Origin of the sequence: Thiomicrorhabdus sp. Kp2, from assembly GCF_000478585.1 — a bacterium.
In the GTDB taxonomy this organism is placed as follows: Bacteria; Pseudomonadota; Gammaproteobacteria; order Thiomicrospirales; family Thiomicrospiraceae; genus Thiomicrorhabdus.
Genome location: NZ_ARWI01000001.1, coordinates 801,036 through 817,814 on the forward strand (window position 1 = coordinate 801,036; position 16,779 = coordinate 817,814).

Sequence of the window (16,779 nt, forward strand, 5' to 3'; positions counted from 1 at the left end):
AAACCTTCTCATTGACCGATTTTAGGCAAGACTTTGCTTTCAACTAAATCGACCAAACTCTGCATTTGAGGATATTTAGCCCCAACATTGACCAGATAGTTTAAGGTTTGAGGTATGTCATTTAAGTACCCCTCTTTACCATCACGGTGAAATAAACGTGCAAAAATACCTGAGGCTTTTAAATGGCGTTGAATCCCCATTAAATCCATCGATTTTTGAAAACCAGCCCACTCATCTTTATAGAGAATATTGGCGCTACAAAGCTGTAAAAAATAGTTACGCTGCCACTCTGTTACCTGCTCTTCAGGCCAGGCGATATAACAGTCTCTAAGCATAGAAACGGCATCATAAGTCAAAGGACCTTTTACCGCATCTTGAAAATCTAAAATACCTGGATTGCCCTGTTCAACTACCATAAGATTACGACTGTGATAATCACGATGTACATAGGTTTGTGGTTGTTTTAAAGCTGAATCCACTAAGACTTTCTGCACATCTTGCCAGGCCTGGTGCTCAATTTTATCTAAACCAATCTCTAAATGTGTCTCAAGCAACCAATCAGAAAACAGTGACATTTCAGTGTTTAATAACTTTTCATTATAAGCAGGTAATTTTTGTGCCGCATCATGCCCTTTAGTTTGCAAGGTGACTAAAGCCGTTAAAGCATCCCCATAAAGTTGATCTACCTGAGTTTCAACACGCTTCTCAAGTTCAGATAAATAAGTGGTACTACCCAAATCCGTTAGTAATAAAAAACCTTGCTCTAAGTCTTTAGCCAGAACCTTAGGAACATTTAAACCCATCTCAACCAACTGTTGAGAAACCGCAATAAATGGACGGCAGTCTTCGTGTTCCACAGGAGCGTCCATAATAATGTAGCTGTGATTACCTGAAGCACATTCGGCCACGATTCTAAAATAACGCCTAAAGCTTGCATCGGCAGAGGCAGGTTCTGGTTGGGTCACATTACAGTCTTGTAAAATAGGCAAGCTTTCAAGCCAATCCAACATCATTTGAAATCTTTCATTCATTCAGCAAATACTCGGTTAAAATAAGCAATTCGTGAATAATTAATGATTCTCTATTAGATGTCAAATGCTGAGTCACATTTTGTAATGCAAAAATTCTTAAAAAAACCGTTTAAACGTCGGAACATTCCATTACAAGTTTCGTTATTTGTATTGTGTTTATCGCCTTACCAGGCCTGGTCACAGAAAACAGAACCTAAAACAGTTAACCCTAATGCAATCGCTCTAGCAAACAATCCCTGCGCGCCAAATTTAATTGCTGAACCGCAAAATATTCCCAAACAAAATAATAAAACAGAAAACGCTCAACAAAATATTGAAGCCAACCAACTGTCACAACCCAACAATAGCCAGTATTTACTGCAAGGTAATGCTGTGTTTACCCAGCCAGGCCTGGTTGTTTTAAGTGACGAAGCCCTCTTTGATAAACAAGAAAAAACCGCACAATTTAATGGTCATGTTGAACTACACCAACCTGACATCACCATTACCGCTAAACAAGCCACAGTAAACAACCAAGAAAAAACCGCATTGCTGTCTGATACTCATTATCAAATGCTGCCGAGTCGCGTACATGGTAAATCTAAAAACATCACCTTAGATGAAAAAGCCCAACAAGCCGCGCTTGCAAAAGCGTCTTTAACCACATGCAAACTCAATGCAGATGAATCAGTCGATTGGGATTTAAAGTTTGACCAGTTAGTCATCAACAATAAAACCCGTCGTGTGGTGGGAAAAAACACCACGCTGTACTTTAAAGATGTACCCGTTTTTTACACCCCCTACTTTGACTACCCTTTAGATGATCGAGCCAGTGGTTTGCTGTTTCCTGAAATAGGGAGCTACAAATCTCTAACGCAAAATTCAAGTAACCAATATATTAAAGTCCCTTATTATTTTAATATTGCGCCTAATATGGATGACACCTTAACCGCCATTCCAATGACACAAAGAGGTTTGGCGCTTGAGAATGAGTTTAGATATCTGGCTAAGCATAACAATATCTTCCACCAAGCCGACATCACTCTAACAGGTTTGCAAGACCAATTAACGGCTTCAGAAGGAATTGTATCGACAGATACCGCTGGCAATTTGATTTACGGTGACAAACGTTCTGAACGTTGGCGCGCTAGCATTATCGCCAATCAAAACTGGGGAAGTGGATTTAGCAGTAGCCTAAATTGGGACGAGGTTTCTGATGAAAGTTTCTTTGCGGATATCCCTGTGCAAAGCGAACTTAAAACCGCCACTCAAAAACTACGAACCGCACAACTTAACTATCGCAATGGCAACTTTAGCTCTTATATTCAGTTATTAAGTTATTTAAGGTTACAAAATGCCACCGTAAACTATGAAAAACGCCCCGAAATTGGCGTCACTTATAGTAAATACATCGACAACTTTGCATTTGACCTTAATGCCGTTTCTACTGAATTTGTAAATCCTGTCTCAGATATTGGTAAGGCAGAAGCCACTCGAATCCATATGGCGCCAAGTCTAACCCATCAAATACAAAACAGTTATGGTTACTTAAAAACCACATTGGTGGCCAATCAGACCCAATACAATATGAAAGAGAATGGCTTCAACCCTTCTAGCGAAAACAGTATAAGTCGTTTTATACCGCAGTTTGCAGTACGTGGAGGTTTAGTCTTTGAAAGAGATCTAACCTTTGGTGACAGCCACTATACGCAAACGCTTGAGCCCGAAGTTCAGTATTTATACACCCCTTATGAAAAACAGTCAGACATAGCGATCTTTGACACGGCAAACCGAAGTTTGGCATTTAGTAACCTATTTGAACTGAATCGATTTACTGGTGCTGACAGAATTGGTGATACCAGTCAAATTGCGACCGCCTTAACCACTAAACTATTAAGCCCACAAGGGGCACCTATTGCGGAAGCGGGTATTGGTCAGATCGCTTATTTAGCGGATCGTAAAGTGACCTTAGATAACCTTCCAGAAACCGATGGTTTTTCGGATATTTTTATTAAGTTTGGTCTAAATCTTGAAGATTGGTATGCCTCATCCACCCTACAACTTGACCGTGATGAGCAGTTTTTGACCAACGCCAATAATCGTATCAAATGGCAGTCATCCAAAAAAACCACACTATTAATGAATCACACCCTAAATAATAAAGGGCAAGCCGATGAAACTGAGATGCTTTCAATGGGAGGCTACACACAAATTAATAGCACATGGAACTTAGGTTTATACAGCAGTTATGACCTACATGAAAAAGATTTATATGAAACCCAAATCGGTTTACGATACGACAGTTGTTGTTGGGCGGCAGAATTTATTGCAGAACGTACACAACTTGAAAATGGCTTGTATAATGATGGAATTCAAGTCCAGTTTGAACTCAAAGGGCTAAGTTCATCTGGTTCAAAATTTAAACAAGAGCTCAACGATAAACTCAATTTTTAGAGACCGTTTAAACTCTTAACTAACCTAACGCTTTTAAAGGCAAACGCATGAAAAAAACTCTACATTCTGTTTTCTTTTCACTTTCTATGGCTTTAGCAACCGCCTCATCCACGATGCTATACAGTGCAAGTTGTGCGGCCAATGATGTTTTGTTAGATAAAGTTGTGGCGGTTGTGAATGAGCAGGTTATTTTACAAAGTGAACTCTCTACAAAGGTCTTTGAACAGTCGCAAAAGCTAGCCGCGCAGAATATTCCAGTGGATGATATCGACGCACTGAGAAAGAAAGTATTAGACAGTTTAATTTTAGAAGTTCTACAGGTAGAACGCGCTAAACAAATTGGTTTAAATATTCCCGATGATGAAATCAATGCACAAATGAAGACGATTGCCGAACAAAACAATATGAGTTTGCTTGAGCTACGTAACCGTTTAAATATTGAACAGCCAAATGGTTTTCAAAAAGCACGTCAAACCATTCAACAACAATTATTGATTCAAAAGTTACGTGAAGTAGAGGTCATTAGCCAAGCACTGGTCACAGAAAGTGAAATTCAAAACTACTTAAAACGCCAACACCTAGCTAAAAAGAATGTCCAAGTTCGATTAAACCATATTCTAATCGCCTTACCTGAATCAGCAACGCCAGACCAGCGTAAAGAAGCCTTAGAAAAAATTACCGCGTTACAAAAACGTCTTCAAGCTGGGGAAGAATTTACCCAACTTGCCGTGCGTTATTCTAACGGTGGTAAAGCACTCACTGGCGGTGATTTAGGCTGGATGAATGAAGAAGAGGTCCCAACCTTCTTCTCAGAAGCCATTGACGGATTAAAAATTGGTCAAGTCAGTGAGATTATTCAAAGTGCAAGCGGGTTTCATTTAGTTAAATTGGCCGATAAGAAAGACACAAGTCAAGCAGGCCTGGTAACTGAATACCACTTATTCCGTTTTATTATTTTAAGTGATGATGCAGACAGAAGTCGTGTTCCTAACGACTTAATGGCACTGAGTCAGTCAATTCATAGTATGCAAGACTTTCAAGCTCTATCCGCTAAATACCCTGACATTCCAGCTGAAGTGAATGCAGACAGTGACTTAGGTTGGCGTAGTATTGAAAAAATCCCGAGTGTCATTCGTGAAGACGTTACCAAACAAGCTGCAAAAACGGCTTTACCGCCTTTAGCCACCGACAGAGGCTGGATGATTTTATACTTAGATGATATTCGAGAGTTAAGCAATGCGGGTGAAGATGAAACCCAAAAAGCCATTCAAGCGATTCGAATCCGTAAAGCCAATGAGATGTTTGATTTATGGTTACGTCGTTTGAAAGATGAAGCCTTTATTCAAATCAAATAAGCTTTAATTGAAGTGTCACTACTTCATAAAAAGCAGAATTTTCAGCTTGCCAGGTTGTATAGAAGAACATAACGACTTCTTTAAAATTTGGAATTAACTGAAATTCTGCTTTTTACATTTTCATGGGCGGCAGCCATCAAGCACAAACTCAATAAATTTTTAAAAGTGAAATAAGAATATGACACAACGCTTAATCATTACCTCAGGTGAACCTGCAGGCATTGGCCCTGATTTAGTTTTACAACTTGCCCAAAAAGATTGGCCCATTGAATTAGTTGTTATTGCCGATAAAGCACTTTTACAACACCGAGCTGAATTGCTAGGCTTAAATGTTGAATTTATGGATTATGATATTTCTAAACCCGCTCAACCGAGTAAAGCGCATACTATGCTGGTGGAAGAAATTAAAACCCAAGAGCCAGTCATTGATGGTCAGCTTAATCCTGCGAATGCCAATTACGTTATTAAAATGTTAAAACGTGCCATTCAAGGCTGCATGAAGCATGAATTTGCTGGCATGGTTACAGGCCCTGTTCACAAAGGGGTGATAAATGAAGCTGGCCTGCCTTTTACTGGCCACACCGAACTTTTAGCGGAAGACAGCCATACCGATCAAGTCGTAATGATGTTAGCGACACCAGGCCTAAGAGTAGCACTTGCTACCACTCACCTACCTTTGGCGGCTGTCTCTAAAGCGATTACTCAACCTCTATTGACCGATGTACTGAATATCACTCATAACGCTTTAAAAACGCAGTTTGGCATTGATAACCCACAGATTTTAGTAACGGGCTTAAACCCTCACGCAGGTGAAGGTGGTCATATGGGACGTGAAGAAATTGACGTGATTGAACCTGTTTTAGAAAAGCTTGGCACACAAATGCATTTAAGTGGCCCACTGCCAGCCGACACCTTATTTACACCAAAATACTTAGAACAAGCTGATGCAGTCTTAGCCATGTACCATGACCAAGGGTTACCTGTTTTAAAACATATGGGCTTTGGTAATGCGGTTAATATCACTTTAGGCCTGCCATTTATCCGCACATCAGTCGATCATGGTACGGCATTAGATTTGGCGGGTACAGGCAAGGCCGATGTAAGAAGTTTTGAGTACGCTATTGAAGTCGCATTGCAGATGGCGCAAACCCAAGGTTAATAAACAACCCTTGGAAGAAATCAACACCCAAATTAAAGAGTAAAACAACATGGCACAACAGCGTTCAGGACGTTCCTCAGGACACAAACACAAAAAACAATTTGGGCAAAACTTCCTTAATAATGGTCGAGTGATTGACCAAATCGTGGCTTCTATTCGCCCCAAACCTGATAACCATATGGTTGAGATTGGACCAGGTGAAGCGGCTTTAACTACCCCTCTGATTGATGTGGTTAAGCGAATGGATATTATTGAAATTGATAATGATCTGATTGCGCCACTTAAAATCCGTTTCGCCTCAAAGCCCGCATTTAATTTACATCACACAGATGCTTTAGCCTTTGATTACAGCACCCTATTAGAATTTGAGCCTGAACAACCCTTACGTATTGTGGGTAACCTACCCTACAATATCTCAAGCCCGTTAATGTTTCACCTTTTAAAATATAGCGACCATATTCAAGACATGCACTTTATGTTGCAAAAAGAAGTCGTTGATCGTATTACGGCCAACCCTGGTATTAAAGCCTATGGACGTTTAAGTGTGATGATTCAATACGCTTGTGAAACTGAATACCTCTTTACGGTTGGCCCTGAAAACTTTACACCTCCACCTAAAGTAGACTCTGCCATTGTGCGTTTACTGCCCTACAAACAAAAACCTTTTGTTGCAGACGATGAAACCGCTTTTGCTGAACTGGTTAAACAAGCGTTTAGTCAAAAACGTAAAACTTTACGTAATACTTTAAAAGGCATGCTCGATGGCGAACAAATTGAATCTTGCGGTATTAACCCAACCGCTCGTGCTGAAACAGTCAGCGTTGAAAAGTTTGTTGAATTAGCCAACCTTTATCAGCAAATTAAATTACAATCGGCACAATAATTTTGCTCATAAATTTAACTACTTACCCTAAAACCATATTATGACTACATATGTTATTGGCGACTTGCAAGGCTGTTATGACGAATTGCAAAGCCTATTAAAGCACATAGACTACAACTCAAAAAAAGACCATCTTTGGTTTGTGGGCGACATTGTTAATCGTGGGCCAAAATCTTTAGAGTGTTTACGTTTTGTCAAAAAACTATGTGAGAAAGGCCAAGCCGATATGGTTCTTGGCAATCATGATTTTCATCTACTCGCGGCTTATGCGGGTTTAGAAAAATTCACATCCAAGTCTGATACATTAACCCCAATTTTAACCGCTGATGATGTGGATGAATTAATGGATTGGCTACGCAACCAACCGTTAATGGTGACACATCCAGTGTTCCATGCGGTGATGGTTCATGCTGGCATTCCGCCACAATGGTCAATTAAAGAAGCCCAAACCTATGCCAAAGAGGTTCATAAACAGTTAAAACGCCCTGATTGGCAAGAGTATATTGTGACGCACCTATTTGGCTCTGAGCCTAATCAATGGCATGATAACTTAACGGGTTATGAACGTTTGCGCTACATTGTGAATGCTTTCGCTCGTATGCGCTATTGCGACAGCAATGGTAAATTAGAGTTTAAACTTAAATCCAGCCCTAAATCAGAGGCTGATGAAAATGACTCAGAATATCAACCTTGGTTTGTTTTTCCTAATCGTCGCAATAAGGATTATGAAATTTTTTTTGGTCATTGGTCCACGCTTGGTGCAATAGATGCTTACCATATACATGCAACCGATACAGGCTGTCTTTGGGGTGGGCAAATGACCGCTTATGCTCTAGAAACTAAACAACGCTTTACCGTAAATTGCCAACAGCAATGTAAACCTAAATTGAAAAAGAAAAAGTAATTTTAGCCAAGCACTATGCAAACAACTGAACAAGAAGATTCGCAATATTATGAAACCATCCCTTCGCCAGAAGAGATGTTACAGCGCCTAAATTCCGTCGATGTGCAACAGTTTAATATTGATACCATTACCACCGAACTTAAAGGCAATAAAGTATGGGTATCCATTTTAACCATCCCCGTGAGTGCCATTATTTTGGTTCTAGTGACGCTATTAGGCAGCTTTTTATTTGACCAACCCATCGTGAGCTTCTTAGTGGCTGCTGGTTTACTTTTTTGGGTCAGTCAAATGTTTGAAGGCCAAGAACGCCATTACAAAATAGCCGCACGCCATGAAGTGATGCAGAGAATCAAACAGGTAGAGGGTGACTTTGGACTACTACCGCATTTTAAAAACTTCTTGCCTAATAAATATCGACACCTGTGGCAATCACTTAAAAAAGGTAATTACCAATATATTGAACAGTATGTTCAAGCGATTTTACTATTACAAAACAAACTCCATCCTGAACAGTTCACCCGTATTTGGTATCTCACTTACCCAGAAATTGATCCAGAACGCTCCAATGAAAATTCTGAATACGAAATAGATCTATAAGAGGCTATAAAAACAACCAGGCCTGGTCAAAACCTATTTAAATTAATGGCCGCCTGTACACTTGGGTGACGCTGGAATACTTTGTTCTACTGCTAGCCATTCTGTTGGTGTATAGGTATGCAACGCTAAAGCATGAAACTGCGGCATTAGCTCAGCCAATACTTTATAAATGGCCTGCTGTCTTTTCACCTTACTTAAGCCATCAAATGACTTTGAGACCACGGTTAATTTAAAATGCGATTCAGGTGCTGGGCCAGAGTGCATATGGCTTTCATTCAGCAATTCCATAAACTGCACATCAAATGCATCATTTATTGCTTGTTCTATTTGTGGTTGAATCATTATTCTATCCCTAACTCATTCTTGATTAACTTGTGATTTATGCCCAATTAGCTAATTTATCTACATCGTAATAAAACTAATTAATAACTACAACAGTGAATTTTATTACAAGTTAAAGCATTCATGCAAAAATTACACATACAATAATTTATATAAATTGAACGGTTAAGTTCAACTTTAACATTACCAGGAGAAATCAATGCGTATATTCATCACCCCCCTTTTAAGTTTAAGCCTTCTTTTTTCTAGCTACGCTCATTCAGCCAGCGGTGATACCGTTAAAACCGCTAATGCAGACTTTAAATTAAAACCTGTACCAGAACTACAAGATCCACCAAGTGACCGTTTTCCAGGTGATCCTGCTGAGCACAAAGCGGTTTATATGTTCAACAAATCCGATGCCGCCTACCAAACAGGCATTTTAAATTCCATTCAAGCGATGATTAAGCGCTATGGCGGTAATGTGGACATTGCCGTAGTGGCCATTGGACCAGGCCTGCACGTTTTAGCCAAAAAACCGCAACGCGAAGTAGAAGCTTTAACCTATGAACGAGTTGCAAGTTTTGCCAAAGATTACAACGTTCGCTGGATCGCTTGTGGTAACACCATGAACACCATTCATTGGACAGACGCCGATATGCGCCCTTTTGCTGAATACGCTGAAGTGGGTGCGGCTGCATTGATGGAGCTGCAAGAAGAAGGCTATAAACCATTAGTGTGGTAAACGCGATTAACAGACAACTCTTAACTAAGAGGCAAAAGTTATGCAGTTTGAGACCAAAGAAGACTTAGATGAACATTTAGTCACGATGCATTACAGCCATAGAATGGGCTGGCTTCGCGCAGCGGTTTTAGGGGCGAATGATGGCATTATCTCCGTGGTCAGTTTAATCGTAGGTGTCATTGCCGCTGGCGCTGAACGTGATTACATTTTACTGGTTGCAATTGCGGCTTTAGCCGCTGGGGCTATGGCTATGGCGGCGGGTGAATATGTATCGGTTAGTTCACAGTCAGACACTGAGCAAGCCGACTTAGAGATTGAAAAGAAAGCCCTTGAAGAGGATTGGGAAACCGAAAAACATGAACTCGCACTCATCTACATGGAGCGTGGGGTTACTGAACAGACCGCCCATCAAGTAGCGCATGAACTTATGGAACATGACGCTTTGGATGCCCATCTCAGAGATGAGCTGGGGTTATCTGAAATTCATAGCGCCAATCCAATACAAGCGGCATTTGCTTCAGCCGTCTCCTTTATTACTGGTGGTGTTATTCCAGTGATTTTAGTGGCTGTTCTACCACTAGAAAACATGGGGATTGTCATCACAGTTTCCTCACTCATATTGTTAGGTACTTTAGGAGCACTCTCTGCATGGGTAGGTGGCGCTAGCAAACTAAAAGGAGCTATGCGAGTGGTAATTTGGGGAAGTATCGCAATGGCGATTACCACCTGGGTGGGCATGATTTTTGGCGTTGCTGGTTAAAAATCAAACGAACATTACCAGGCCTGGTAATTCATTAACTTACAAAATAAAAAAGGGCTTTAAACATCGGTTTAAAGCCCTTTTTTGTTTCAATCTAAAATAAGTTACACCTGAAAAAAACCTATTTTTCTCATTAACTCTATTTATTCACTTGTTGTTGAGCTAAGAGTGTATCTAACTTTTGATGCAATAAGGCTATCTCAGCTTCCATCTTTTGCTCATGATTTTGAATGGCGGTTAACTCATCCGCAACACTTTCAGCGCCCACTTCTTTAGCCGCTTCAGCTTCCATTTTTTTATGCTCTTCATCCAAAACTTCTACCACTATCCCAATCATCATATTTAAAAAGACAAACGCAGAGAAGAAGATAAAAGTAATAAAGTAAATCCAACTTAAACTGTATAAAGTCATCGCTTCATACATCACATCTGTCCAGTCTTCAAACGTGGCTACACGGAACAGTGTTAATAATGAAATCCCTAAATCGCCCCACAAGACTGGGTTTAATTGTGCAAACAGCATATTGCCGATAACCGCATACAGGTAAAAGATGATAAACATCAATAGTGCGACATACCCCATTCTAGGAAGTGCTGAAATAAGAGCGCTCACCAACACTCTCAATTCTGGGATAAATGAAATTAAACGCATGACACGGAATAAACGTAACATTCTGGCAATTAAGGCATACTCAGAGTCATCGAGAGGTATTAAGCTGACCACCACAATCACAAAGTCAAAGATGTTCCAACCCTTCTTGAAAAAATCTCTAAAACGATCCTCGGCCGCCATACGGATGGTGATCTCAATCACAAAGAACAGCGTAACCGCATAATCTAAACTAATCAAAATCGTTTCAGCCAGGCCTGGTAACTCGTAGGTACGAATACCAATCATTAAGGATGAAAAAATAATGACCGAGATAACAAACAGTTCAAACACTTTGTTATCGCGAATATGTTGAAAACGATTTTGAAAATCTAACCACGTCATTGTTATGCCTACTTTTGTATTTAATCTTATTATGAAAAACACTTGTTGACAGTTTGCTTATAGCTTATGGCTAATATTACCAGGCCTGGTCAAACTGAAATTTTGGCTATTTTACTGTATTGATTCACGCATTTAATTGTTAAAATAAATTTTTTTATCACACAGTAGGAAAGTACAGAGTCATGGCAAAAATTACGGTAGTAGGACAAGGTGAATGTGAATTTGATGGGCAGTTCTCAATGCTAGAAGCATTAGACGAAAATGGGTTTGATATGCCTTATAGCTGTCGTGGTGGAAATTGTGGTGCTTGCTCAGTACGATTGATCTCTGGTGAAGTTGAAGAGATTCAAGACCCCGCTTATGAAGCCCGAAAGAGTGAAATTTTAACCTGCAGTGTCATTCCAGTTTCTGATGTTGAAATTGAGTTAATTTAAATAGAGCGCGACTGCTCTTTTAGAAACGACCAGGCCTGGTCGTTTCATAAGTTGCCACAAACAAAAAAGCCCGCCAGTGAAGATTCACTTCACTGGCGGGCTTTTAGTCTTAGCGAACTAAGTAATTAAGCTTTAATTACTTTAGTTTAGCCAGTTCTTTAGCAGCAAAATCCGCTGGTACAGGGATGTAACCATCTTTAGTAACCGCTTCTTGACCTTGCTTAGAAAGTACAAGCTTCATGAACTCACTAATTACAGGCTCTGCTGGCTTGTTAGGCGCTTTGTTTACATATACATAAAGTACACGTGAAAGAGGGTAAGTACCATTTAATGCGTTAGCATTAGTCGGCTCAACTTGCTTACCACCCGCTTTTTTAGCAATCGCTAAAGCTTTAACACCAGCCGTTTTATAACCGATACCAGAATAACCAATCGCGTTTAAAGAAGTTGAAACTGACTGTACAACTGAAGCTGAACCAGGCTGCTCATTTACAGATGACTTGTAATCACCTTTACAAAGCGCTTTTTTCTTGTAGTAACCGTAAGTACCAGAAACTGAGTTACGACCATAAATCTGAATAGACTTATCCGCTAAAGCACCTGTTGCACCAGCTTGCCCCCAAGTAGTAATATCGTCTTTAGCACCACACTTACGGGTAGAAGAGAAGATCGCATCCACTTGTGGAATAGATAGACCGTCAATTGGGTTATCTTTGTTTACATATACTGCTAGAGCATCAATCGCTACACCGATTTTTGTTGGCTTATAACCATGCTTAGATTCAAACATTGCAATTTCTTTATCTTTCATTGCGCGGCTCATAGGCCCAACATTTGAAGTCCCTTCCGTTAGAGCTGGAGGAGCAGTAGAAGAACCTGCCGCCTGAATTTGGATATTTACATTAGGGTAAGCACGCTTAAACTCTTCAGCCCAAAGTGTCATTAGGTTAGCTAATGTATCCGAACCTACAGAAGATAAGTTTCCAGAAACACCAGAAACTTTTTCATAATTCGGTAATTCAGATGCATAGGCAGTAGATGTTGCAACAGAAGCTGCAAGACCCATTGCTAATAAGATGTTTGCTTTTTTCATGGTTAAAACTCCAAAAATTAAATTTAATGAATTTGCTTGAATACGTTGCAAAGTATAAGAAGCCTTCATAAAACAAAATTGACACTAATATGACACTTTCGTGACAGTAAACATGGGTACAATTACTAAATAAAGCGAAACAATAATTGCTTATGCTTAATCATGATTAACATTTCTGTAATAAAATCTGATTTGCTTGCTTATTTTTAATACAATGCGCAGACATCCCAATCCGTCAAAATAGAGTTAACGCTATGGAATTTCGAGATATAAACGAGTTTGAAAACGCCACATCTCGTGGTAGAAAAGAGATGTTCCGCTTTGGAACCGCCCTACTTTTTATCATTATGATCATTCTGTTTGCCTCAAACATTCAAACTGGCACAGGTGTTGTGAGTATTGAATTGGTTGTTGCGGCAATGATTGGTGGTTATATGGCACTTAATATTGGTGCTAATGATGTTGCTAATAATGTTGGGCCCGCAGTTGGCTCTAAAGCCCTAACACTGACGGGTGCCATTATTATTGCTGCTATCTTTGAGTCGGCAGGCGCACTGATTGCGGGTGGCGATGTGGTAAGCACAATCAAAAAAGGCATTATAGACCCCGCTCTCATTGGCGACAGTGATACCTTTATCTGGTTGATGATTGCTGCGCTATTGGCAGGGGCTTTATGGCTTAATCTAGCAACCGCAATGGGCGCACCTGTTTCAACGACTCACTCCATTGTGGGTGGCGTATTAGGTGCAGGTATTGCAGCAGCAGGTTGGTCAATTGCTAACTGGGAACAAATGGGCGCCATTGCCGCTAGCTGGATAATCTCACCCGTTATTGGTGGGCTCATTGCCGCGAGTTTCCTCTACTGGATAAAGAGGAGTATCACCTATCGAGACGACATGGTTAGCGCAGCCAAAAAAATGTTACCCATTTTGATTGCCATTATGGCTTGGGCTTTCTCAACTTATCTGATTATGAAAGGTCTAAAAAAGATCTGGAAAGTCGATTTTATTGATGCCGTCTTAATTGGTTTAGCGATTGCCACCGCTACCTATATCACACTTAGACCCATTATCGCACGCCAGGCAAAACGTCTTGAAAATACCAAAGCGAGTGTGAATACCTTATTTACCATGCCGCTTATATTTGCCGCAGCTTTATTAAGTTTTGCACACGGCGCTAACGATGTCGCTAATGCTGTTGGTCCACTGGCGGCCATTAATGATGCTGTACAAACACATGGAGTTTCGACTAAAGCTGAAATTCCGTTATGGGTCATGCTCATTGGGGCAATTGGTATCAGTTTAGGTCTGCTGTTATTTGGGCCTAAACTGATTAAAACGGTTGGTTCTGAGATCACAGAACTCGACCAAATGCGCGCCTTCTCGATCGCTATGGCGGCATCCATTACCGTTATTGTTGCCTCACAACTCGGTTTACCAGTAAGCTCAACCCACATTGCCGTAGGGGGTGTCTTTGGGGTTGGTTTCCTGCGCGAGTACTTAAAACGCAGTTATGCAAAAACGATTCAGTCTATTCGTGATCACCACCAAGGTTCAGATCAACAAGAAGTGGAAGAGTATATTATCCGTTTTGAAAAAGCCTCTCTTATTGAGAAAAAAGAGATGTTGGCGCAACTGAAAGCGAAAGAGGCCGAAGTGGCTTTAAGTAAAAAAGAGCGTAAGTCTTTAGATAAAGTTTACCAAAAAGAACTGGTAAAACGTTCTGCGTTCTTAAAAATTGTGGCCGCTTGGGTGATTACCGTTCCAGCATCAGCCACCTTAGCCGCTTTAATTTACTTTACAATTAGAGGGATGATGCTTCCATAACCTGGTAAAAGCATAAAACCACTGAAATAAAAAAGGGCCTTTTATAGGCCCTTTTTTTGTACCTTGTATGACTGAACTACCAAGAAAAATCGAAGGTTTTACTATGGCTAAGTATTCTTAACTCTTCACTTGACTTGGCTCTGCACCATGAGCATTTTTTTTAATGTTTAACCAAGTTACCAGGCCTGGTCACTTCAATATCTGAGTGCTTAATATTTGCTTACACGATGGTTTAAACAAATACATCACCGAGCAAGCTTAATTGGAAATTCACAGCGAAAAACACTGCCCTTTCCTAAAACACTCTCAATACTCAAACGTGCTTCATGCTTTTCAAGCACATGTTTAACAATGGCTAATCCTAGACCTGTACCACCTGTAACACGAGAACGGTCTTTATCCACCCGATAAAAACGCTCTGTTAAACGTGGAATATGCTCCTGAGCAATACCTAAACCGTTGTCTTGAACTTCAAAGACAACATACTGTTTATCTTTATACCAACGAACGGTTATTTCACCGCCATCAGGAGAGTAGCGCACAGCATTAGAAAGTAAGTTCATAAACACACTTTTAAGCGGTTCAGCATAGCCCTTTATTTTAAGCGATTGATCAATCTCAAACGTAAAATGATGGTTTTCACCCCCCAGTTGTTGTGCATCGATTTCCAGCTGTTGCAATTTCTTGGGGACATCAACCGTTTTCTTCTCTGCGGTAATCGATTCCGCTTCAATTGTGGAAAGCGTTAACAAGTCTTCAATAATCGTTTGCATTCTATGTGACTGAGTTTCCATATGCTCTAAAGGTAAACGCCAATTTTCTTGGTGTTCACCTGGCGTATCAATCATCACCTCCAAATACCCTCTTAACACGGTTAGAGGTGTGCGAAGCTCATGGGATGCATTGGCAATAAAATCTCGACGAATTTGGGCGAGCTGGTAGAGTTCAGTAATATCTCGCACCACCAATAACTTATGATTCTCAAAATAATGAATAATTTGCATTTCATAAGTTCGTGCTGGACGGTAGCTGGAGTTAACAGTGAGGGATTTAGAAAAATCACCCGCTTTCAAATATTGAACAAAGTCAGATTGCCTAACAACCGATTCAATTTTACTGCCTTTATCTTGCTTCCTAATTCCTAATAAGGTTTTGGACACGGTATTAAACCATTCAATATTATTGTACTGATCAAGAGAGACAATAACGTCAGGAATCAGCATTGATGCGGCTTTAAATTGCTCAGATTTATAAAGATTCAAGTCGACATGCTTCTCTAATGCACGCTGTTTTTTAGAAACCAAATAAGTCAGTTCGCTCCAAAAACCAGAAACAGGTGGATAGGTGTTTTGTAATCGACCATCCATCCATTTTTCAAACTTTCGGATGCTCCACAATTGGCGTGAAATATAGAAAACAATGAATATAAACAGTGAGATTAACCAAAAATCTGTCACCCACGCAAAAAAAAGCAACACCCATGCACTGGTAATAATCCAGGTTAACTCACGCTTTATGCCATTTGATAACAATGCTTATTCCTCTACAACAGAGAATCGGTAACCTGAGCCTCGAATAGTTTGAATGTAGTCCGCAACCTGAGTAGGTTCTAACAACTTACGTAAGCGACGAATATGAACATCTACCGTACGCTCCTCAACGACCACATTCACGCCCCATACATGGTCAAGAAGTTGCGCACGCGAAAACACTCTATTTGGATGAGACATAAAGAAATGAACCAACTTAAACTCTGTTGGCCCTAACTTGATTTCATCTTCACTGACGTAAAATCGATGCGATTCTAAGTCTAAGCGCATATTACCCGCAATCAGTTGGTCTCCAGCTAATTGTTCAGGCATTTGACGTCGAAGTAAGGCTTGAATTCGAGCAACTAATGCTCTAGGTGAAAAAGGCTTAACCACATAATCATCCGCACCCGCATTAAACCCTTGTACCTGGTCTTCTTCTTCGCCACGTGCGGTCAGCATAATAATAGGTATCGCTTTGGTTTTATCATTTTGACGTAATCTTTGTGCAAGTGTCACACCTGGCGTTCCAGGCATCATCCAGTCTAATAGAATCAAATCTGGAATCTCTTCTAGAACCAGTTTCCAACCGTCTTCAGCGTTACTCGCTTCACGCACTTGATAGTTAGATGAGGACAAAGTGAACTTTAACATGTCACGTATTGCAGCTTCATCCTCAATGACTAAAATATTACTTTGCCCCATAGGTACTCCC

16 protein-coding genes are annotated in these 16,779 nt (G+C 40.3%); 10 read left to right on the forward strand and 6 right to left on the reverse strand.

The window, feature by feature from the left end; all coding sequences use genetic code 11:
* Positions 1-8: 8 nt before the first annotated feature.
* Positions 9-1,031, reverse strand: coding sequence for an aminoglycoside phosphotransferase family protein (locus tag A379_RS03845; RefSeq protein ID WP_040725894.1), 1,023 nt, complete (start codon positions 1,029-1,031; stop codon positions 9-11).
* Positions 1,032-1,088: 57 nt separating this feature from the next.
* Between A379_RS03845 and A379_RS03850 the strand changes: the two genes are divergently transcribed.
* From A379_RS03850 to A379_RS03875, 6 genes are all read left to right on the forward strand, one after another.
* A complete protein-coding gene (locus tag A379_RS03850) occupies positions 1,089-3,464 on the forward strand; it encodes an LPS-assembly protein LptD (RefSeq protein ID WP_051144991.1) in 2,376 nt (791 codons plus the stop codon).
* 47 nt (positions 3,465-3,511) lie between these two features.
* Complete coding sequence (locus A379_RS03855) at positions 3,512-4,819, forward strand: peptidylprolyl isomerase (RefSeq protein WP_040725895.1); 1,308 nt, start codon at positions 3,512-3,514, stop codon at positions 4,817-4,819.
* A gap of 178 nt (positions 4,820-4,997) precedes the next feature.
* The gene (gene pdxA / locus A379_RS03860; protein ID WP_040725896.1) at positions 4,998-5,978 is read left to right on the forward strand and encodes a 4-hydroxythreonine-4-phosphate dehydrogenase PdxA; all 981 of its coding nucleotides are present in this window, start codon (positions 4,998-5,000) and stop codon (positions 5,976-5,978) included.
* A 49-nt stretch (positions 5,979-6,027) separates the two neighbouring features.
* Positions 6,028-6,861, forward strand: a complete 834-nt coding sequence (gene rsmA, locus A379_RS03865; protein WP_040725899.1) for a 16S rRNA (adenine(1518)-N(6)/adenine(1519)-N(6))-dimethyltransferase RsmA — start codon at positions 6,028-6,030, stop codon at positions 6,859-6,861.
* A gap of 40 nt (positions 6,862-6,901) precedes the next feature.
* Complete coding sequence (locus A379_RS03870) at positions 6,902-7,765, forward strand: symmetrical bis(5'-nucleosyl)-tetraphosphatase (RefSeq protein WP_040725902.1); 864 nt, start codon at positions 6,902-6,904, stop codon at positions 7,763-7,765.
* A 15-nt stretch (positions 7,766-7,780) separates the two neighbouring features.
* Positions 7,781-8,362: a hypothetical protein gene (locus A379_RS03875; RefSeq protein WP_040725904.1), complete on the forward strand. Its 582-nt coding sequence runs from the start codon at positions 7,781-7,783 to the stop codon at positions 8,360-8,362.
* A 42-nt stretch (positions 8,363-8,404) separates the two neighbouring features.
* On the opposite strand, the gene A379_RS03880 is transcribed toward A379_RS03875, so the two are convergent.
* Entirely contained in the window at positions 8,405-8,704 is a 300-nt protein-coding gene (locus A379_RS03880) for a BolA/IbaG family iron-sulfur metabolism protein (RefSeq protein ID WP_051144992.1), read from the reverse strand.
* Between the two features lie 199 nt (positions 8,705-8,903).
* Here A379_RS03880 and A379_RS03885 point away from each other — a divergent pair, with 199 nt between their 5' ends.
* Together A379_RS03885 and A379_RS03890 are read left to right on the forward strand one after the other, a co-directional pair.
* On the forward strand, positions 8,904-9,428 hold the full coding sequence (locus tag A379_RS03885; protein WP_040725906.1) for a DsrE family protein: 525 nt from the start codon (positions 8,904-8,906) through the stop codon (positions 9,426-9,428).
* Between the two features lie 40 nt (positions 9,429-9,468).
* Positions 9,469-10,188: a VIT family protein gene (locus A379_RS03890; protein WP_081696327.1), complete on the forward strand. Its 720-nt coding sequence runs from the start codon at positions 9,469-9,471 to the stop codon at positions 10,186-10,188.
* Positions 10,189-10,327: 139 nt separating this feature from the next.
* Here the strand turns inward: A379_RS03890 and A379_RS03895 are convergent, their stop codons facing one another.
* Positions 10,328-11,182 (reverse strand): ion transporter, encoded by an 855-nt coding sequence (locus tag A379_RS03895; RefSeq protein WP_040725909.1) that lies wholly within the window; start codon positions 11,180-11,182, stop codon positions 10,328-10,330.
* A 182-nt stretch (positions 11,183-11,364) separates the two neighbouring features.
* Here A379_RS03895 and A379_RS03900 point away from each other — a divergent pair, with 182 nt between their 5' ends.
* A complete protein-coding gene (locus tag A379_RS03900) occupies positions 11,365-11,616 on the forward strand; it encodes a 2Fe-2S iron-sulfur cluster-binding protein (RefSeq protein WP_040725910.1) in 252 nt (83 codons plus the stop codon).
* Positions 11,617-11,752: 136 nt separating this feature from the next.
* Here A379_RS03900 and A379_RS03905 read toward each other — a convergent pair whose 3' ends face one another.
* Complete coding sequence (locus tag A379_RS03905) at positions 11,753-12,709, reverse strand: PstS family phosphate ABC transporter substrate-binding protein (protein ID WP_040728650.1); 957 nt, start codon at positions 12,707-12,709, stop codon at positions 11,753-11,755.
* A gap of 254 nt (positions 12,710-12,963) precedes the next feature.
* Between A379_RS03905 and A379_RS03910 the strand changes: the two genes are divergently transcribed.
* The gene (locus A379_RS03910) at positions 12,964-14,535 is read left to right on the forward strand and encodes an inorganic phosphate transporter (protein ID WP_040725913.1); all 1,572 of its coding nucleotides are present in this window, start codon (positions 12,964-12,966) and stop codon (positions 14,533-14,535) included.
* A gap of 245 nt (positions 14,536-14,780) precedes the next feature.
* Here the strand turns inward: A379_RS03910 and phoR are convergent, their stop codons facing one another.
* Both phoR and phoB read right to left on the reverse strand, forming a co-directional pair.
* A complete protein-coding gene (phoR, locus tag A379_RS03915) occupies positions 14,781-16,067 on the reverse strand; it encodes a phosphate regulon sensor histidine kinase PhoR (protein WP_040725915.1) in 1,287 nt (428 codons plus the stop codon).
* Positions 16,068-16,070: 3 nt separating this feature from the next.
* A complete protein-coding gene (phoB, locus tag A379_RS03920) occupies positions 16,071-16,769 on the reverse strand; it encodes a phosphate regulon transcriptional regulator PhoB (RefSeq protein WP_040725917.1) in 699 nt (232 codons plus the stop codon).
* Between the last annotated feature and the right edge of the window lie 10 nt (positions 16,770-16,779).